The organism is Streptomyces sp. NPDC003300, from assembly GCF_040610915.1.
GTDB lineage: Bacteria > Actinomycetota > Actinomycetes > Streptomycetales > Streptomycetaceae > Actinacidiphila.
In genome coordinates this window covers 106,607-123,846 of sequence record NZ_JBEXNE010000009.1, presented here as the reverse complement: position 1 = coordinate 123,846, position 17,240 = coordinate 106,607, and the positions used below count along the sequence as shown (strand labels likewise).

The 17,240-nt window shown below is 72.0% G+C and carries 18 protein-coding genes; 3 read left to right on the top strand and 15 right to left on the bottom strand.

The genetic code is table 11. The annotated features are described in order from the left end of the window. Nucleotides 1–259: 259 nt before the first annotated feature. A complete protein-coding gene (locus ABZX65_RS15915) occupies nucleotides 260–1,906 on the top strand; it encodes a CocE/NonD family hydrolase (RefSeq protein ID WP_355339074.1) in 1,647 nt (548 codons plus the stop codon). 22 nt (nucleotides 1,907–1,928) lie between these two features. On the opposite strand, the gene ABZX65_RS15910 is transcribed toward ABZX65_RS15915, so the two are convergent. The 15 genes from ABZX65_RS15910 to ABZX65_RS15840 form a co-directional block, all read right to left on the bottom strand. After that, nucleotides 1,929–2,771, bottom strand: coding sequence for an amino acid ABC transporter permease (locus tag ABZX65_RS15910; RefSeq protein ID WP_355339072.1), 843 nt, complete (start codon nucleotides 2,769–2,771; stop codon nucleotides 1,929–1,931). Continuing rightward, nucleotides 2,768–3,412, bottom strand: a complete 645-nt coding sequence (locus ABZX65_RS15905) for an amino acid ABC transporter permease (RefSeq protein WP_355339069.1) — start codon at nucleotides 3,410–3,412, stop codon at nucleotides 2,768–2,770. The genes ABZX65_RS15910 and ABZX65_RS15905 overlap by 4 nt, the downstream gene beginning before the upstream one ends. A gap of 16 nt (nucleotides 3,413–3,428) precedes the next feature. Continuing rightward, on the bottom strand, nucleotides 3,429–4,376 hold the full coding sequence (locus tag ABZX65_RS15900; RefSeq protein WP_355339066.1) for a glutamate ABC transporter substrate-binding protein: 948 nt from the start codon (nucleotides 4,374–4,376) through the stop codon (nucleotides 3,429–3,431). Between the two features lie 17 nt (nucleotides 4,377–4,393). Next, nucleotides 4,394–5,137 carry an amino acid ABC transporter ATP-binding protein gene (locus ABZX65_RS15895; protein WP_188285421.1) on the bottom strand — a complete coding sequence of 248 codons (744 nt, stop codon included), beginning with the start codon at nucleotides 5,135–5,137 and terminating at the stop codon, nucleotides 4,394–4,396. A gap of 8 nt (nucleotides 5,138–5,145) precedes the next feature. Beyond that, on the bottom strand, nucleotides 5,146–5,397 hold the full coding sequence (locus ABZX65_RS15890; RefSeq protein ID WP_188285422.1) for a TfoX/Sxy family DNA transformation protein: 252 nt from the start codon (nucleotides 5,395–5,397) through the stop codon (nucleotides 5,146–5,148). Nucleotides 5,398–5,572: 175 nt separating this feature from the next. Further along, nucleotides 5,573–6,013, bottom strand: a complete 441-nt coding sequence (locus ABZX65_RS15885) for a DUF6278 family protein (RefSeq protein WP_355339062.1) — start codon at nucleotides 6,011–6,013, stop codon at nucleotides 5,573–5,575. A 95-nt stretch (nucleotides 6,014–6,108) separates the two neighbouring features. Beyond that, the gene (locus ABZX65_RS15880; protein ID WP_355339059.1) at nucleotides 6,109–6,888 is read right to left on the bottom strand and encodes an exodeoxyribonuclease III; all 780 of its coding nucleotides are present in this window, start codon (nucleotides 6,886–6,888) and stop codon (nucleotides 6,109–6,111) included. 49 nt (nucleotides 6,889–6,937) lie between these two features. Then, nucleotides 6,938–7,570 (bottom strand): MBL fold metallo-hydrolase, encoded by a 633-nt coding sequence (locus ABZX65_RS15875; protein WP_355339056.1) that lies wholly within the window; start codon nucleotides 7,568–7,570, stop codon nucleotides 6,938–6,940. A 140-nt stretch (nucleotides 7,571–7,710) separates the two neighbouring features. Then, a complete protein-coding gene (locus ABZX65_RS15870) occupies nucleotides 7,711–8,982 on the bottom strand; it encodes an alpha/beta fold hydrolase (RefSeq protein WP_355339054.1) in 1,272 nt (423 codons plus the stop codon). A 121-nt stretch (nucleotides 8,983–9,103) separates the two neighbouring features. Further along, nucleotides 9,104–9,739, bottom strand: a complete 636-nt coding sequence (locus tag ABZX65_RS15865; protein WP_355339051.1) for a hypothetical protein — start codon at nucleotides 9,737–9,739, stop codon at nucleotides 9,104–9,106. Further along, nucleotides 9,736–10,875 (bottom strand): ROK family glucokinase, encoded by a 1,140-nt coding sequence (locus ABZX65_RS15860; protein ID WP_355339048.1) that lies wholly within the window; start codon nucleotides 10,873–10,875, stop codon nucleotides 9,736–9,738. Before ABZX65_RS15860 ends, ABZX65_RS15865 begins: the two co-directional genes overlap by 4 nt. Next, nucleotides 10,872–11,729, bottom strand: a complete 858-nt coding sequence (locus ABZX65_RS15855; protein WP_355339046.1) for an ATP-binding cassette domain-containing protein — start codon at nucleotides 11,727–11,729, stop codon at nucleotides 10,872–10,874. Before ABZX65_RS15855 ends, ABZX65_RS15860 begins: the two co-directional genes overlap by 4 nt. Continuing rightward, nucleotides 11,726–12,754 (bottom strand): ABC transporter permease, encoded by a 1,029-nt coding sequence (locus ABZX65_RS15850; protein ID WP_355339506.1) that lies wholly within the window; start codon nucleotides 12,752–12,754, stop codon nucleotides 11,726–11,728. Before ABZX65_RS15850 ends, ABZX65_RS15855 begins: the two co-directional genes overlap by 4 nt. A gap of 47 nt (nucleotides 12,755–12,801) precedes the next feature. Beyond that, complete coding sequence (locus tag ABZX65_RS15845) at nucleotides 12,802–13,809, bottom strand: sugar ABC transporter substrate-binding protein (RefSeq protein ID WP_355339503.1); 1,008 nt, start codon at nucleotides 13,807–13,809, stop codon at nucleotides 12,802–12,804. A gap of 217 nt (nucleotides 13,810–14,026) precedes the next feature. After that, nucleotides 14,027–14,758 carry a GntR family transcriptional regulator gene (locus tag ABZX65_RS15840; RefSeq protein ID WP_355339500.1) on the bottom strand — a complete coding sequence of 244 codons (732 nt, stop codon included), beginning with the start codon at nucleotides 14,756–14,758 and terminating at the stop codon, nucleotides 14,027–14,029. A 233-nt stretch (nucleotides 14,759–14,991) separates the two neighbouring features. Here ABZX65_RS15840 and ABZX65_RS15835 point away from each other — a divergent pair, with 233 nt between their 5' ends. Together ABZX65_RS15835 and ABZX65_RS15830 are read left to right on the top strand one after the other, a co-directional pair. Beyond that, nucleotides 14,992–16,032 carry a Gfo/Idh/MocA family oxidoreductase gene (locus ABZX65_RS15835; protein WP_355339043.1) on the top strand — a complete coding sequence of 347 codons (1,041 nt, stop codon included), beginning with the start codon at nucleotides 14,992–14,994 and terminating at the stop codon, nucleotides 16,030–16,032. Nucleotides 16,033–16,092: 60 nt separating this feature from the next. Then, nucleotides 16,093–16,941, top strand: coding sequence for a TIM barrel protein (locus tag ABZX65_RS15830; protein ID WP_355339040.1), 849 nt, complete (start codon nucleotides 16,093–16,095; stop codon nucleotides 16,939–16,941). Nucleotides 16,942–17,240 lie beyond the last annotated feature (299 nt).

Below are 17,240 nucleotides of genomic sequence, written 5' to 3'. Positions count from 1 at the left end.
GGTGGCCGCCTCGTGCCGCCACCCGCTCCCGTGCGTGCCGCTCTTCCTGCTTTCCCCCGCGTTCGGCCGCTGTCCCCCCGCGGTGCGGCTGCCCGGCCCGGGGCCGGACAAACGGGGCGGCGGCGCGGTCTGTCGCGCCCCTGGTGTCGCACCTTCCCCATCAATCGTTACCCGTGCGTAACATGCACGCGAGTTACCTTCGGTAAGTCCGCGTGGTTACTCTCCAGTCACTTCGCATCCGGCGTGTCAGGAGCAGTCCATGAGAGCAACCACAGCGGGTGTCGTCGGCGCGGCGCTGCTCGCCTCCACGGCCCTCGGCCTCGCCCCCGCCGCGACCGCGGCCCCCGCCCCCGCCCCCGTACCGAAGGTGTCCGCCGCCGCGGCCCCGGCCGCCGCGTCGGCCCTGCGCTTCGTCGACATCCCCGGCTCCGGCGGCATCACCCTCAAGGCGAACGTCTACACCCCCGGCGGCTACGACGGCTCGCAGCGCTACCCCGTCGTCGTCCTGCCCAGCAGTTGGGCGATCAACGACCTGGAGTACCTCGCCCAGGAGAAACTGCTCGCCGACTCCGGCTATGTCGTGGTCAGTTACACCAGCCGCGGCTTCTGGCTCTCCGGTGGCGAGATCGAGACCGCGGGCCCGCCGGACGTCGCCGACGTCTCGAAGGTCATCGACTGGACCCTCGCCAACACCCCGGCGGACCCGGCGCGGATCGGCATGGCCGGTGTCTCGTACGGCGCCGGGATCGGGCTGCTGGGGGCCGCGCACGACCCGCGGATCAAGGCGGTGGCCGCGCTCAGCGGCTGGGCCGACCTCGTCGAGTCGATCTACCAGGGCCGCACCCCGCACCTCCAGGCGGCGGCCCTGCTCGGCGGCTCCGCTTATCTGACCGGCCGCCCCAGCGCCGAACTCCAGTCGATCCTCGCCAATTTCCTCAGCGCGAACCTGGCGTCGGAGGACACCATGATCGCCTGGGCGAAGCTCCGCTCCCCGCTGACCTACGTGGACCGGCTCAACGCCAACCACACCGCCGTCATGCTCGCCAACGCCTGGGGCGACAGCCTCTTCCCGCCCAACCAGTACGCGGACTTCTACGAGAGGCTGACCGGCCCCAAGCGGCTGGAGTTCCGGCCCGGCGACCACGCCACCGCGGAGGCGACCGGACTGCTCGGGCTGCCCAACGACACCTGGACCGACGCGCGCGCCTGGCTCGACCACTATCTGAAGGGCACCGACAACGGGATCGACCGCCAGCCGCCGGTCCAGCTCACCTCCCGCTCCACCGGGGCCTACGAGGGGTACGCCGACTGGTCCTCGGTGCCGTCGCGGACCGAGAAGCTGGCGCTGGGCGCCAAGGGCGCGCGCACCGGGGCGCTCGGCGGCGACGCGGGCACCGGCTGGCACACCACGATCGGCACCGGCGTGGACTCCGGCGCCGACGGCGGCGTCATCTTCCTGTCCAGCCTGCTCGACCAGTTCGCCAAGGCCCCGCCCACCGCGTCGATCCCGCTGCTGCCGCGCGCCTTCGCCGGGGTGTGGCAGTCGCAGCCGTACGCCACCGCCCAGCACGTGCGCGGCACGAGCGTGCTGCACACCACGCTCACCCCGTCCGCGGCCAACGGCACGGTGATCGCGTACCTCTACGACGTGGACGCGCTCGGCACCGGCAAGCTCGTCGCGCACGCGCCGTACACCTGGATCGGGAAGACGCCGGGGAAGGCGTTCGGCACCGACATCGCGCTCCAGGCGACGGCGTACGACGTACCGGCCGGGCACCGGCTCGCGCTGGTCGTCGACACCGTCGACCCGCTCTACATCGGGGAGAATCCGGCGTTCGCGACGGTGGGCTTCTCCTCCCCGGCCGGCGACCCCTCGACACTGTCGGTCCCGTTCGACGACAGGTGAACCGCTGAGCGGGACGTAGGGCTCAGATCTCCGGCGGTGTGGCGACCGTGACCGGCACGTCCTTGACCTTGGGGCTGTGCCGTTCACGGTGCGCCAGCCAGTTGGCGAACCACGACAGCAGCATGCACATCCCGATGTAGATCGGCGCGATCACCATCACGACCGGGATGAAGGGCAGGTCGTAGTCGAGGTTGGTGGCGATCAGCTTGCCCGCGTACAGGAACTCCTCGTAGGTGATGAGGTAGCCGAGCGAGGTGTCCTTGAGGGCCACCACGAGCTGGCTGACGATCGCGGGCAGCATCGCGCGGGCCGCCTGCGGCACCAGCACCTGCGCCATCACCTGCGTCTTGCGCATGCCGAGCGCGAAGGCGGCCTCGCCCTGGCCGCGCGGCACGGAGTTGACACCGGCCCTGAACACCTCGGCGAGCACCGAGCCGTTGTACAGCGTCAGGCCGATGACCAGGGCCGTCATCGGCTCCAGCTTGAGGGCGATGAAGATGAAGAAGATCATCACCAGCAGCGGCATCGCGCGGAAGAACTCCACCACCAGCGTGCTGAACCAGCGCACCGGCCGGTGGTCCGAGAGCCGTCCGGCGGCGAAGACCGCGCCGAAGACCAGCGAGAGGACCGCCGCCCAGGCGAACGCCTTCAGCGTGTTGGCCAGGCCCTTGAGCAACAGCCGCTGGATGCCCGCGTAGGCGAAGGGCCGCCACTTCACGGCGGAGAACTGCCCGGTGTCCACCAGCTTGTAGACGACGAAGCCGACCAGCGCCGCGAGCACCGCCGTGGTGAGCCACGCGTACAGCCGGTGCCTGGCCAGCGCCTTGGGCCCCGGAATGTCGTACAGCGCGCTGCTTCCGCTCATCGCGCGACCCCCAGCTTCCGCTCCAGCACGGTGAAGACCGCGCTGATGGTCAACGTGACGATCAGATAGCCGACGGCGATCCAGACGAAGGTCCACACGATGCTGTAGCCCAGTTCGTTGAGCGGCTTGTACGTGCCGAGCAGTTCGGTGACCGAGAAGGACCCGGCGATGGCGGAGTTCTTGGCCAGAGCGATCAGTGTGGAGCCGATCGGCGAGATCACCGCGCGGGCGGCCTGCGGCAGCACCACCAGGCTCAGCGTCTGCGTGAAGGTCATGCCCAGGCTGCGGGCCGCCTCGCCCTGGCCGAGCGGCACGGTGTTGATCCCGGCCCTGACCGCCTCGCAGATGAACGCCGAGGTGTACGCGCCCAGCGCCAGGATCGCGAACACCCGGAAGGGCAGCACCAGTCCGAAGCGCGGCAGGCCGAGCAGCACCGCGAAGAACAGCAGCGTCAGCGGGGTGTTGCGCAGCACCATCACCCAGGCGGTGCCGAACGCCCGGAGCGCTTTGACGGGCGACACCCGGAATCCGGCGACGATCACCCCGACGACCAGCGAGAGCGCCCCGGCGAGCAGGGTGAGCTGGACGGTGCCCCACAGGCCCTTGCCGAAGAGCGAGTAGTTGTCGGTCAGGACGTTCACGCGGTGTGTCTCCCCCTCAGTACCGGTCGACCGGCGGCGGTACGGGCGCCGGGACCCCGGACAGACCCAGCGTCGCCGCGTACGCCTTCTTCCAGTCGCCGTCGCGCTCGTGCGCCACGATCGCGTCGTCCAGCGCGCCCCGCAGCGCCGTGTCGCCCTTGGCCAGTCCGATGCCGTACGGCTCCTTCGAGAACGGCTTGCCGACCAGCTTCATCTCGTTCGGCGCCTTGGCCGCGTAGCCCAGCAGGATCGAGTCGTCGGTGGTGACCGCGTCGACCTGGTAGGTCAGCAGATTGTCCACGCACACCGAGTACGTGTCGTACGTGACCGGCGTGGCGTCGGGGTAGTCGCGCTCGATCCGCTGGATCGGGGTGGAACCGGCCGCCGAGCAGACCTTCTTGCCCTTCAGGTCCTGCGGCCCGTTGATGTCCTTCTCGTCCTTGCGCACCAGCAGGCCCTGCCCGGCCATGTAGTACGGGCCCGCGAAGCCGACCTGCTTCTTGCGCAGCGCGTTGATGGTGTACGTGCCGACGTAGTAGTCGATCTGGCCGTTGCTCAGAGCGGTCTCCCGGTTGGCGGAGGCGATCGGCTTGTACTGCACGCGGTCGGCCGCGAAACCGAGCGAGGCGGCCATCATCTTGGCGATCTCGATGTCGAAACCGGAGTACGTGCCGGTGGCCGGGTCGCGCTCGCCGAGATACGGCTGGTCGTCCTTGACGCCGACCACGAGCCTGCCGCGCCGGTGGGCGGCCGACCAGGTGGCGGAGGCGGGCAGCGAGAAGTCGCGGTTGACCCGGTAGGCGGGCAGGGCGTCGGCGCGGGGGCCCTTGGCGGGCGGGCTGCCCTGCTTGCCGCAGCCGGTCACAGCGGTCAGCGCGGCCAGCCCGGTCACCGCGGCCAGCGCCGCGAGACGGGCCACGGCCGCCGGGCGCGCCGGGCGGGCGGGCCGGTGAGTGCGTCGCATGGCGGTCCAGGTGCTGATCAGTGGTGCAGGATCTTGGAGAGGAAGTCCTTGGCGCGCTCGCTGCGCGGCGCGGTGAAGAACTCCTCCGGCACCCGGTCCTCGACGATCCGGCCGTCCGCCATGAAGACCACCCGGTGCGCGGCGGACCGGGCAAAGCCCATCTCGTGGGTGACCACGACCATGGTCATGCCCTCCTCGGCGAGCTGCCGCATCACTTCCAGCACCTCGTTGATCATCTCGGGGTCGAGGGCCGAGGTGGGCTCGTCGAAGAGCATCGCCTTGGGGTTCATGGCCAGTGCGCGGGCGATGGCCACCCGCTGCTGCTGGCCGCCGGACATCTGCGCGGGGAACTTGTCCTCGTGCCCCACCAGGCCCACCCGGTCCAGCAGTTCGCGGGCCTGCCGCTCCGACTCGGCCTTGCCCCGGCCGCGCACCTTGACCGGCGCGAGCATCACGTTCTGCAGGACGGTCTTGTGCGCGAAGAGGTTGAAGGACTGGAAGACCATGCCGACATCGGCGCGGAGCCGGGCCAGCTCGCGGCCCTCGGCGGGCAGCGGCACGCCGTCGATGGTGATCGTGCCCGACTCCACGGGTTCGAGGCGGTTGATGGCCCGGCACAGCGTGGACTTCCCGGAACCCGAGGGACCGATGATCACGACGACCTCGCCGCGGCCGATGGTCAGATCGATGTCCTTGAGCACGTGCAGCGGGCCGAAGTGCTTGTTGACTCCGCGCAGGACGATCAGGGGTTCCCGGGTCATCCGCGCGCTCAGCCCAGCACGCGATGGACGAGGGTGTCGCGTTCGGTCTGCGGGATCGCGGTCCAGCGCATGCCGCGCAGCGCGCCCTCCAGCGCGAGCAGCGTGTGCGTGCAGGCGTCTTCCGGCAGTTCGGGCCGGATCTTCTCGAAGGCGCGGCCGGAGCCCAGCCGTCGCAGTTCGCCCGCGTCGTCGACGCCCGCGCGGCGCAGGCGGTCGGCCAGGACCGACCCGATGTTCGGGAGCTGCTGAAGGGAGTCCACGTCGTGCCTCCGGTACCGAGCTGGTGGGGACTGGTGCGAAAAGGGGGACCTTCGGCGCCATCATGCACGTCCTCTAGTGCCCTGCGCGGCCATCGCGTGGTGACACGCCCTGGACCGCACCCCACTGTGTGGTGATGACCACTGGATCGGGTGACAGCCGCACCGCCGTACGGGCTCAGTCTTCCGACGACTCCGCGAGCACCTGGGACAGTTCGGGGCTGCCGCTCTCGGCCCAGGCGTGGCCGATCGCCACGGTGTCGATCTCGCGGCCGGACGCGAGCCGCACCACGGGCTGGCCGTTGGGCAGGATCTCCCACGCCGCGTCGGGGACCGTGAGCACCATGACGGTGCCGAGGTAGAGACCCGCGTCGTTGCCGAGGTCCGACAGCACCTCTTCGTCGTCCCGCCAGCTCGGCGCCAACTGGTCGAGGGCGGCGAGCGATTCGGGGGTGTCGTCCAGGTCCACCCCGTCGTCGGCGGCGCGGGCGCGCAGCAGTTCGCACTCGCCGAGCAGTTCCGCGACGCCGGTCGCGTCGGGGGCGCCGTCGGTGTACACGGCGAAACCGCGGGCGACGCCGTGTCTTCTGCGCCACTTGCCGATCAGGGGGATGTCCATGCGGTCAGCGTCGCACCTGCCGTGCCGCCGCGACCACAGGCGCGCGTGCCGGGACCGGCCGCCGGAGCGCCCCCGCGCGCCGCGGCGGCCCCCGGTCAGACCTCCAGGTCCACCACGACCGGCGCGTGGTCGGAGGCGCCCTTGCCCTTGCGCTCCTCGCGGTCCACGTACGCGTCGCCGACGGCCTTGGCGAACGGCTCGTTCCCGTACACCAGGTCGATCCGCATCCCGCGGTTCTTGGGGAAGGCGAGCTGCCGGTAATCCCAGTACGTGTACGGGCGGTCGTACTTCAGCGGGCGCGGCATCACATCGGTGAGGCCGGTCTCGCGCAGGGCGGCCAGCGCGGCGCGCTCGGGGGCGGTGACATGCGTCTGGCCCTCGAAGACCGACAGGTCCCACACGTCCTCGTCCACCGGCGCGACATTGAAGTCGCCGAGCACCGCGAAGGGCCGCGGACCGGCCGCGTCCTGCGCGACGGCGGCGCGCAGCGCCTCGAACCACTGGAGCTTGTACGCGTAGTGCGGGTGGTCGACCTCACGGCCGTTGGGCACGTAGACCGACCAGAGACGGACCGCGCCGCAGGTCGCGGAGACCGAACGCGGCTCGTGCACGCCCTCCCAGTCGGGTCCGCCGGGCAGGCCCTCGACCACGTCCTCCAGGCCCACGCGGGAGACCAGCGCCACCCCGTTCCACCTGCCGGTGGCGTGCACCGCCGACTCGTACCCCAGCTCGCGCAGCTCGTCGCGCGGGAACTGCTCGGCGGTGCACTTGGTCTCCTGGAGGCACAGGACGTCGGTGCCGCTGCTCTCCAGCCAGGCGAGCAGCCGCGGAAGGCGGGCGGTGATCGAGTTGATGTTCCAGGTCGCGATGCGCATGCTCCCCAACCTAACCGGTGGGTCCGACAGTGACCCGGTGGCGGCGCTGCTACGCCTGCGTGCTGTCGCCGGGCGCCAGCCGTACGTGGTCGGCGCCGCCGAGGCCGCCGATCTGCGTGTCGTAGATCGGCCGGGCCAGGTCGGTCAGCAGCGCGTCGTGCACGTCGATGGCGCGGCGCGGCTTGACCTCGCGGACGTAGTCGATGACCTCGGAGATCTTGCTCCAGGGGGCCTGCACGGGCAGCAGCAGGGTGTCCACGGCGGTGCCGGGCAGGGTCAGCGCGTCACCGGGGTGGAAGAGCGAACCGTCGATCAGGTAGCCGACGTTGGTGATCCGCGGGATGTCCGGGTGGATCACGGCGTGCAGCTCGCCGTGCACCTGGACGTCGAAGCCCGCGGCGGTGAAGGTGTCGCCGTCGCCGACGGTGTGCACGCGGCCGGGGAAGGCCGCGGAGACCTCGTCGGCCACCGCGCGCAGGGTCCACAGCTCCGCGCCCGGATTGGCTTCGAGCCCGGCGCGCAGCCGGCCGGCGTTGAAGTGGTCCAGGTGCTCGTGCGTGACCAGGATGACGTCGGCGCCGACCGCCGCGTCCTCCTCGCTGAAGGTGCCCGGATCGATGACGAGCGTGCGCCCGTCCTTCTCCAGCCGGATGCAGGCGTGGCGCTTCTTCGTGAGCTTCACAGGGTCCGTCCTCGGCAGCGCGTTCTGGCTTCTCTGGTACTCGGGTGCTGGGGTGCTGGGGTGCTGGGGTTCTCGGATGCTGGGCGTTTCGGATGCTGGATCTTCGGTTGCTGGGCGTTTTCCGGTACGCCTCCATCTTGCTACGGGTGCGCCCCGGTCTCCTGCCGGATCACCGTACGCGCGGTGTCCACCGCGGCCCTGGCGGCGGGCAGGCCGCAGTAGAGCGCGGTGTGCAGCAGGACCTCCTCGATCTCCGCCGGGGTCAGGCCGTTGCGCAGCGCCGCCCTGGTGTGGTCGGCCAGCTCCTCCAGCCTGCCGGTGGCGGTCAGCGCGGTCAGCGTCACGCAGCTCCTGGTGCGCCGGTCGAGGCCGGGCCGCGACCAGACCTCGCCCCAGGCGTAGCGGGTCAGGAAGCTGTCGAAGTCGGCGCCGAAGTCCTCGGCGCGGGCCAGCGCCTGGTCGACCTCCGCGTCACCGATCACCTCGCGCCGTATCCGCAGCCCTTCCTCGTACGTGTCGGGCGCCACCACGGCGGGCCGCGCGGCGACGGCCTGCGGCGGTACGACGGGCGCCGGGGGTACGGCGACGGCGCCGGTCGACACGGACACCGGCTCGGTCCACACGCTGCCGAAGTGCGTCGCCAGCAGGTCACCGACGGCCACGGGCTCCTCGACGGGCGCCAGGTGGCCGGTGGCCGGGACGACCGCGAGCCGGGCGTCCGGTATTCCGGCGACCAGCAGCCGGGCGTCGGCGGGCGGGGTCTCGGTGTCGTCGGCGCCCGCCACCACCAGCGTCGGCACCTTGATGCTGCCGAGCGCGTCCCGGATGTCGAAGGCGGCCAGCGCCTCGCACCCGGCGATGTAGCAGTCCGCGTCGGTGGTCCTGACCATCTGCACGGCCCAGTCGGTGATCGCGGGCTGGGTGGCGAGGAAGGGGCCGGTGAACCAGCGCTCGGGGCTGGCCAGCGCCGTGCGGTCCAGGCCGTTGGCACGGACCACGACGCCGCGCTGCCGCCACACGTCGGCGGTGGCGTACCGCGCGGCGGCCGAGACCAGGGCGAGGGCGGCGACCCGGTCGGGGCGCAGCAGCGCGAGCCGGGCGCCGATGGCGGCGCCGAGCGAGCAGCCCGCGTAGCCGAAGGTGTCGACGCCCTCGTCGTCCAGGACGGCGAGCAGCCGGGCGGCCAGGTCGTCGACCGAGGCCGCGGGGTGCGCGGGCGCGCCGCCGTGGCCCGGCAGCTCGTAGCGCAGCACCCGCCACTGCTCGGTGAGCGCCGGGAGCTGCCGGTCCCACATGTGCCAGGTGGCGCCGAGGGCCGGCCCCAGGATCAGGACGGGGGCGTCGGCCGGGCCGTCGAAGCGGTGCTGAAGGGGGGGCCGCGGGTCCAGATCGCCGTCGGTCGAGTCGCTCATCGCCTCACGCTACCGAGTGGAGTGTGTGCTTCCGAAATCCGAGTGGCCCGCTTCCGCGGGCCCGCGAAAACTGTCATGGGCCATCGTTGTCATCGCCCCTGACATCGGCGCCCCGCCGCCGTCATCCCTTGAAGCCGTGCCGGAAGTTGACGGTGGAGACCGCGTACACCGTGGGGACGTCCGGGTCGGTGAGGTCCACCACGATGTTGCGGTCCGGTTTGTCGCCGGCCTGGTGCATGCTGATGCCCACATACGTGCGGCCGGTGAGGAAGTCCCAGCCCGCCGTCCTGGCCTGCGCGGCGGTGATCGCGTCCTTGCCCCCGCGCAGCACGTTCCGGGCGCTGCCGACCTGCGCGAGGAAGGTGTCCAGGCCGCCGGAGGTGGTGGTGAACTGGACGTACAGCGCGCTGGTGTCCCAGGAGTTGGTCTCCAGGTAGCCGGGGCCCGTGGTGCCGTCGGGGAAGGGCAGTTGGTATATCTGCCGCTGGAGGATGGTCGGAACGGCCAGCTCCAGATGGCTGAGGGCCGCCTCCTTCTGCTTGGTGACCCCGCTGTCCCGGCTCTGCTCGGCGGAGATCAGCACGTACCCGATCGGTACGAGGACGAGCAGCGGGACGACGGTCCAGCGGACCCAGCGCGGCGGGTTCCGCGGCGGCGGTGCGAGCCGCGCCCGGCCCGCGTCGCCGTCCGCGGGCGGTCCCCCGTCGGACTCGGGGCCCGGCTCCAGGGTGTCCTGGTCGAAGGGTGTGGTGGTCACGACTGGGCTCCCTGCCGTCCGTAGACGCGGCCGTAGCGTTCGTACCGCTCGACGCGGCGGCGGGTGGCGCGGCGGAAGCGGCGGGCGACCAGCCGGGCCAGGTCGGCGGCGCCGACCATACCGGCCTCGGGGCCCAGTTCGGCCTTGGCGATCCGCGCCTCCGGCCGGTAGCCGCGGCCGGTGAGATTGCGCCGGAAGGCGTCCCTGGCCGGGTTGATCAGCAGGTCGTCGGCGGCGCTGACGCCGCCGCCGATGACGAAGCAGGACGGGTCGAGGGCGGCGGCGAGGTTGGCGATGCCGATGCCCAGCCACTGGCCGATGTCCTGGAACAGCTCGACGCACATCGCGTCGCCCTCGCGGGCCAGCTCGGTGATCAGCGGTCCGGTGATCTCGCTGATGCTGCCGCCGACCCGGTCGATGATCCCGTAGGCGACCGGGGAATCCGCGGCGGCCATCTCGCGGGCCTCCCTGACCAGCGCGTTCCCCGAGCTGTACTGCTCCCAGCAGCCGCGGTTGCCGCAGGCGCAGCGGTGGCCGCCCTGCACCACCTGCATATGGCCGAACTCGCCAGCGACGCCGTAGCGGCCCCTCTTGACCTGGCCGTCCTCCAGGATCGCGCCGCCGATGCCGGTGCCGAGGGTGATCATCACCAGGTCGGCCTCGCCGCGCCCGGCGCCGAAGCGCCACTCGGCCCAGGCCGCGGTGTTCGCGTCGTTGTCGACCATGACGGGGACCAGCAGGCGCTCGGCGAGCCGGTCGCGCAGCGGCTCGTCGCGCCAGGACAGGTGCGGGGCGAAGAGCACCCGCGAGCGGTCGGCGTCGACCCAGCCCGCCGCCCCGATGCCGACCGCGTGCACGTCGTGCCGCTCCGACAGGTCCAGGACCAGCTCGACGATGGTGTCCTCGACGACCTTGGGGCTCTTGGACTTGTCGGGCGTCTCGGTGCGGATCTTCTCCAGGATGACCCCGTCCGCGTCGACCACCCCGGCCATCACCTTGGTGCCGCCGATGTCGATACCGACGGTGGGGACGCGGGGCGCGGTCAGATGCGAGCGCCTCTCGCGGCGGCCGACGGTCTGGAGCACCGTCGCCCTGGCGGCGCCGCCGCGGTACACACGTTCACGATTGGCACTCAAGCGGAGGTCTCCGGGTCGGTCGCCGGTGGTGTGGTGGTCGTCCGGCGCATCAGTTCGTGGGTCAGCTCGTCCAGCTCGCTGCCCCCGGCCATCTCTCGGGTCAGCTCGTCCAGCGTAATGTCCTTCTTCAGGTGGCTGCCCGACATCGCGCCTCGCTTGAGCAGAATGAACCGGTCACCGACCAGATACGCGTGGTGCGGATTGTGCGTGATGAGTACCACACCGAGCCCCGCGTCGCGCGCGGCGGCCACGTATTTCAGCACCACACCCGACTGCTTGACGCCGAGGGCGGCCGTCGGCTCGTCCAGGACCAGCACCTTCGCGCCGAAGTGCACGGCGCGGGCGATGGCCACGCACTGGCGCTCGCCGCCGGACAGGGTGCCGATCGGCTGGTCGACGTCGCGCAGGTCGATGCCCATCCGCAGCAGCGCCTGGTGGGTGGTGGCGCGCATGGCGGCCACGTCGAGCCTGCGCAGCGGGCCGCGGCCGAGGGTGGGCTCGGAGCCGAGGAAGAAATTCCGCCAGACCGGCATCAGGGGGACCACCGCCAGGTCCTGGTAGACGGTGGCGATGCCGCGGTCGAGCGCCTCGCGCGGCGAGCTGTGCCGTACGTCCTCGCCCTCGATGGCGTAGCGGCCCGTGTCGTGCTGGTGCAGCCCGGCGATGATCTTGATGAGGGTGGACTTGCCCGCGCCGTTGTCGCCGAGGACGCAGGTGATCTCGCCCGCGCGCACTTCGAGGGAGACGTCCCGCAGCGCGCGGACGTTCCCGTACGACTTGGAGACGTCGGTCAGCTCGACCAGCGGGGCGCCGGCGGGCGCGGGGACCGTGTCAAGGACGGGTTCTGCGCTCATGCCGCGGCCTCCGCCCGCTTGCGGACCCAGGCGTTCAGCAGCGTCGCGAGCAGCAGCATCGCGCCGAGGAAGAACTTGAACCAGTCCGGATTCCACTGGGCGTACACGATGCCCTTGTTGGTCATGCCGAAGATGAACGCGCCGACCGCCGAGCCGATGGCGCTGCCGTATCCGCCGGTCATCAGGCAGCCGCCGATGACGGCCGCGATGATGTACAGGAATTCGTTGCCGACGCCCTCGCCCGACTGCACCACGTCGAACGAGAACAGCAGGTGCTGTCCCGAGATCCAGGCGCAGAAGGCGACCGCCATGTACAGGCCGATCTTGGTACGGGCGACGGGGACGCCGACCGCGCGGGCCGCGTCCGCGTTGCCGCCCGCGGCGAAGATCCAGTTCCCCGCGCGGGTGCGCAGCAGCACCCAGGTGGCCACGGCGACCAGGCCGAGCCACCACAAGATGGTGACCTGGAGGTCGACGGAGCCGATCGTCCAGTGCGAGGCGAACAGGTCGCGGGCGGTCGGGAAGCCCTCCATGTCGGCGATCGTCTTGGTGGAGACGGTGCCGCTGATGAGCTTGGTGAAGCCCAGATTGAGGCCGGTGAGCATCAGGAAGGTGCCCAGCGTGATGATGAAGCTGGGCAGTTTGGTGCGCACGAGCAGGATGCCGTTGAAGAAGCCGATGGCGAGGGTGACCAGCAGCGACACACCGACGCCGACCCAGACGTTCGCGGTCATCTGGTAGCTGAACATCGAGGAGACCAGCGCGGAGCTGGTCACCAGGACACCGGCCGACAGGTCGAACTCGCCGCCGATCATCAGCAGCGCCACGGGGACGGCCATGATGCCGATCGTGGAGGACGCGTACAGCACCGTGCCGAGGCTGGACGCCCGCAGGAAGGCGTCGGCGACGACGGAGAAGAAGACGAAGACGGCGACCGCGCCGACGACGGAGCCCAGCTCGGGCCTGGCCAGCAGGGCGCGCACGACGGATCTCGGCGCCAGCCGCTCGTCGTCCACCGGGCTCACCAGCAGGTCGGGGGCGCCGCCGTCCGGGGTGCGCGTGCTCTGCCCGCTCAACGGGTGCCCCGCTTGGTGTACGACAGCAGGGCTTCCGCGTCGTCCTTGGTGACGATCTGCGGCCCGGTCAGGACGGGCTGGCCGCCGCCGAGGGTGTCGCCGTTGTAGCGGTACAGCCACAGCAGGTCGATCGCCTCGTAGCCCTGGAGGTACGGCTGCTGGTCGACCGCGAAGCCGATGGTGCCCGCCTTGAGGGAGGCGGCGACCTGCGCGTTCAGGTCGAAGGTGTCGACCTCGGCGGAGGAGCCCGCCTGGTCCTTGGCCTTGACCGCGGTGGCCGCGAAGGGCGCGCCGAGGGTGACGACGGAGTCGATGCTCTTGTCGGCCTGGAGCTTGGCCTGGACGGCGGACTGCACGTCGGGCATGTTCGTGCCGTCGACGTAGAGGTTGTCCATCGTCCCGGAGAAGGTGGCCTTGGCGCCCGCGCAGCGCTGCTCGTGGCCGACGTTGCCCTGCTCGTGGAGCACGCACAGGGCGTGCTTCCTGCCGCGCTTGTTCAGCTCGTCGCCGACCGCGCGGCCCGCGATGGTCTCGTCCTGGCCGATGTGGCCGAGCGTGCCGAATTCCTTGGACTCCTGCGAGCCGGAGTTGATCGTGATGACCGGGATACCGGCCTTCTCCGCCTTGAGCACGACGGCCTTCATCGCGTCGGGCTTGGCGAGCGTGACGATCAGCCCGTCCACGTGCTGGTCGATGGCGGCCTGGACGAGCTGCGACTGCTCGTTGGCCTGGTCGCTGTTGGAGTAGAGGAACTTGATGTTGTCCTTGTCGGCGGCCTGCTTGGCGCCGCTCTGGACGATGTCCCAGAAGGTGTCGCCCGCGCCGGAGTGGGTGACCATCGCGAAGGTCCAGTGCGGGGTGTTGACGGCGGAGCCGTTGGCCGCGGCCTGCTTGGCCCGGTCCTCCGCGCGCTTGCCGCCGGTGCTGCTGCACCCGGCCAGGCAGACCGCGCCGAGCACCGCCGCCATCAGCACGCCCACCACCCGTGTTCCCGCCCTTGCCATCGCCACGAGGCCCTGCCTTTCCCTGCGGTTCCTGTTACTGCCGGGATGAGAGTGTTGCGAGCGACCATCCCGGCGGCCCAAGTATCCGTCAAGGGGTACGGCGCGATGCCCGGCGGGCCGGTGCGGCGGGTTGGCGGGGGTGCGGTAGAGGGTGCCTTCCCGGAGTCGGCGAGGGGGTCCGTACGCGGTCGGCGGGCGTCTTCGCACCGGTCCTGCCTCAGGCTCTGACCAGCAGCCGGAACTCGAAGGTGTAGCGCGAGGCCCGGTACAGATGGGAGCCGAACTCGATCGCGCGGCCCCGGTCGTCGTACGTGGTGCGCTGCATCGTCAGCAGCGCCGCGCCCGGCGGCTCGGCCAGCAGCCGGCTCTCCTCGGCCGTGGCCGCGCGGGCCCCCACGGTCTGCTCCGCGCTGTGCAGGGTGATGCCGTGGTGCCGCATCAGCGCGTACAGACCGTTGGTCTCCAGCTCGCCGGTGGCCGGTTCCAGCAGGTCGCAGGGGAGGTAGTTGCACAGGTACGCCATCGGCTCGCCGTGGGTGAGGCGCAGCCGGTGCACGACGGCGACCTGGCAGGACTCCGGCAGGCCCAGGGCGGCGGCGACCGCGGCGGGCGCGGGCCCACGGGCGTTCGCGAGCACCCGGGTGCTGGGGTGCCGGCCCGCGGCGAGCAGGTCGTCGTACAGGCTGCTCAGTTCCAGCGGGCGGGCGACATGGCTGTGCACCACCTGGGTGCCGACGCCCCGGCGGCGCACCAACAGGCCCTTGTCGACCAGCGACTGGATGGCCTGCCGGACGGTCGGCCGGGACAGGCCGAGCCGCGCGGCCAGCTCTATCTCGTTGCCGAGCAGGCTGCCGGGGGCGAGCGCGCCCTCTTCTATGGCGGCTTCGAGCTGCCGGGCGAGCTGGAAGTAGAGCGGTACGGGGCTGGCGCGGTCGACGGCCAGCCGCAGATCGCGGTGGACGGGCCGGGCCTGCGGGCGCCCACGGCCGGGCGGCACGGCTTCGCGGCCTGGTTCGTGCGGGGGTGCGTGCGTGGGCTCCTGCTTGGGCACGGAGGGAGCGTATCGGCCACCCATGATCACCGGAAGTCCTTATGTCCGGACAAAGCGTTGACAGGGGGCGGGCGGCGCGGGAGGTTGGGACAGCGCGCACGTCTCCCGCGGTGAAGGGGCAAGTAGCAGCTATGCGGATCGGACTCATCGGCGCCGGGCGGATCGGCTCCTTCCACGCCGCCACGCTGGCCGCCCACGAGGACGTCGACGAGGTGACGGTCGCCGACACCGAGGCGGTACGCGCCCGGCAGGTCGCCGCGTCGGTCGGCGGGCGCGCGGCCCTTTCGGTGGACGCGCTCTTCGACAGCGCGCCGGACGCCGTCGTCATCGCCTCCGCCACCGCGTCGCACGCCGCGCTGATCACCCGCGCCGCCCGCGCCGGTGTCCCCGCCTTCTGCGAGAAGCCGGTGGCGCTCGACCTCGCCGGTACGGTGGCGGCGCTCGACGCCGTCGAGGCCGCGGGCGCCGTGCTCCAGATCGGCTTCCAGCGGCGCTTCGACGCCGGGTACCGCGCGGCGCGCGAGGCCGTACGGGCGGGCAGGGTGGGCCGGTTGCACACCGTGCGCACCGTCACCTCGGACCCGGCGCCGCCGCCGGCCGCGTACGTCCCGCTCTCCGGCGGCCTCTACCGCGACTGCCTCATCCACGACTTCGACGTGCTGCGCTGGGTCACCGGCCGGGAGATCACCGAGGTTTACGCGGCGGGCGCCAACGGCGGCGACGACTTCTTCCGCGCGGCGGGCGACGCCGACACCGCGGCGGCGCTGCTCACCCTGGAGGGCGGTGTCCTCGCGACGGCGACGGCGACCCGCTACCACGGCGCGGGGTACGACGTCCGGATGGAGCTGGCCGGGACCGACGACCAGATCGCGGTGGGCGTCGGCCCGCGGACGCCCTTGCGCTCGATGGAGCCGGTCGCGGTCGCGGCCCTGCCCACGGCGCCCTGGCCCGGCTTCCTCGACCGTTTCGCCGCCGCCTACCGGGCCGAACTGGCCGCCTTCCTGCGCGTCGTACGCGGCCTGGAGCCGAATCCCTGCGAGGGTCGGGAGGCGTTGCGCGCGCTGCTCGTCGCCGAGGCGTGCGAGGTCTCGCGCCGCGAGAGACGTCCGGTGACGGTCGCCGACGTGGGCATGCGCGTACGTGAGGGCGACGTGAGCGGAGTGGTGGCATGAGCCGGGCAGGACGGCGGCGCCCGCGGGGCGGGTCCACGGGACACCGGAGGTGGTGACGGCATGAAGCGGGAGCGGATCGCGGGGGCGCCGATTTCCTGGGGTGTGTGCGAAGTGCCCGGCTGGGGGCACCAGTTGACGCCCGAGCGGGTGCTGGCGGAGATGACGGAGCTGGGCATCACCGCCAGTGAGTTCGGGCCCGACGGCTTTCTGCCGGGGCCGCTGCTGGCCGCCCGCGGCGTCACCGCGGTCGGCGGCTTCGTGCCCGCCGTGCTGCACGATCCCGGCCACGATCCGCTGCCGGACATCCGGGCCGACCTCGACCGCTTCACCGCCGCGGGCGCCCGCACGCTCGTCCTGGCCGCGGCCACCGGCCTCGACGGCTACGACGAACGTCCCGCCGTGTCGGCCGACGGCTGGCGCACCCTGCTGGACCGGCTCGACGCCGTCACCGACCTCGCCGCCTCGCTCGGCGTCACCGCCGCCCTCCACCCCCATGTCGGCACCGTCGTCGAAGGGCCCGCCGAGGTCGACCGCGTCCTCGACGGCAGCCGGATCGGGCTCTGCCTCGACACCGGGCACCTCCTCATCGGCGGCACCGACCCGGTGGCCCTGGCGCGCCGGGCCGCCTCCCGCGTCACGCACGTCCACCTCAAGGACGTCGACCCCGCCGCCGCCGACGCCGTCCGGGACGGCCGCACCACCTACACCTCCGCCGTCCAGCAGGGCCTCTACCGCCCCCTCGGCCAGGGCGGCCTCGACCTCAGCGCCCTCATCACCCACCTCGAATCCGCCGGCTACCCCGGCTGGTACGTCATGGAGCAGGACACCGTCCTCACCGCCCCCCCACCCCCCGGCCAAGGCCCCCTCCCCGCCATCCGCGCCTCCCTCCACTGGCTCACCCACCAATGACCTCCCCTACCGACAAGAGCCAGCCCCTTGCGAACAACGCGCGCGCAAGCGGGCGCGCGACCCAGGCCGACGTGACCCGCCCCCACCGGCCGCCCGCCGCCGGCAACGCCCCACCCCACCCCGCTCAGTCGCGCCCCGCCGCATCCCGATCCCAGCCCCCGCAGCCGAGCCACACCGCGTCTCCCCCCGACCCCCCTCAGTCGCGTCCCGCTCCCCCTCCCTCCCAACCCCCGCAGCCAGACCCGGCGCCCTCTCAGCCCCAACCCGCCCAGCCAGACCCGACGCCTTCTACGCCCCAA

What these genes read in the sequence shown, in the direction of transcription:
- ABZX65_RS15915 (WP_355339074.1), top strand. Translation starts at nt 260, where the DNA reads ATGAGAGCAACCACAGCGGGTGTCGTCGGCGCGGCGCTGCTCGCCTCC.
- ABZX65_RS15885 (WP_355339062.1), bottom strand. Translation starts at nt 6,013, where the DNA reads ATGGACATCCCCCTGATCGGCAAGTGGCGCAGAAGACACGGCGTCGCC.
- ABZX65_RS15880 (WP_355339059.1), bottom strand. Translation starts at nt 6,888, where the DNA reads ATGCGCATCGCGACCTGGAACATCAACTCGATCACCGCCCGCCTTCCG.
- ABZX65_RS15870 (WP_355339054.1), bottom strand. Translation starts at nt 8,982, where the DNA reads ATGAGCGACTCGACCGACGGCGATCTGGACCCGCGGCCCCCCCTTCAG.
- ABZX65_RS15835 (WP_355339043.1), top strand. Translation starts at nt 14,992, where the DNA reads ATGCGGATCGGACTCATCGGCGCCGGGCGGATCGGCTCCTTCCACGCC.
- ABZX65_RS15910 (WP_355339072.1), bottom strand. Translation starts at nt 2,771, where the DNA reads ATGAGCGGAAGCAGCGCGCTGTACGACATTCCGGGGCCCAAGGCGCTG.
- ABZX65_RS15845 (WP_355339503.1), bottom strand. Translation starts at nt 13,809, where the DNA reads ATGGCAAGGGCGGGAACACGGGTGGTGGGCGTGCTGATGGCGGCGGTG.
- ABZX65_RS15855 (WP_355339046.1), bottom strand. Translation starts at nt 11,729, where the DNA reads ATGAGCGCAGAACCCGTCCTTGACACGGTCCCCGCGCCCGCCGGCGCC.
- ABZX65_RS15895 (WP_188285421.1), bottom strand. Translation starts at nt 5,137, where the DNA reads ATGACCCGGGAACCCCTGATCGTCCTGCGCGGAGTCAACAAGCACTTC.
- ABZX65_RS15900 (WP_355339066.1), bottom strand. Translation starts at nt 4,376, where the DNA reads ATGCGACGCACTCACCGGCCCGCCCGCCCGGCGCGCCCGGCGGCCGTG.
- ABZX65_RS15830 (WP_355339040.1), top strand. Translation starts at nt 16,093, where the DNA reads ATGAAGCGGGAGCGGATCGCGGGGGCGCCGATTTCCTGGGGTGTGTGC.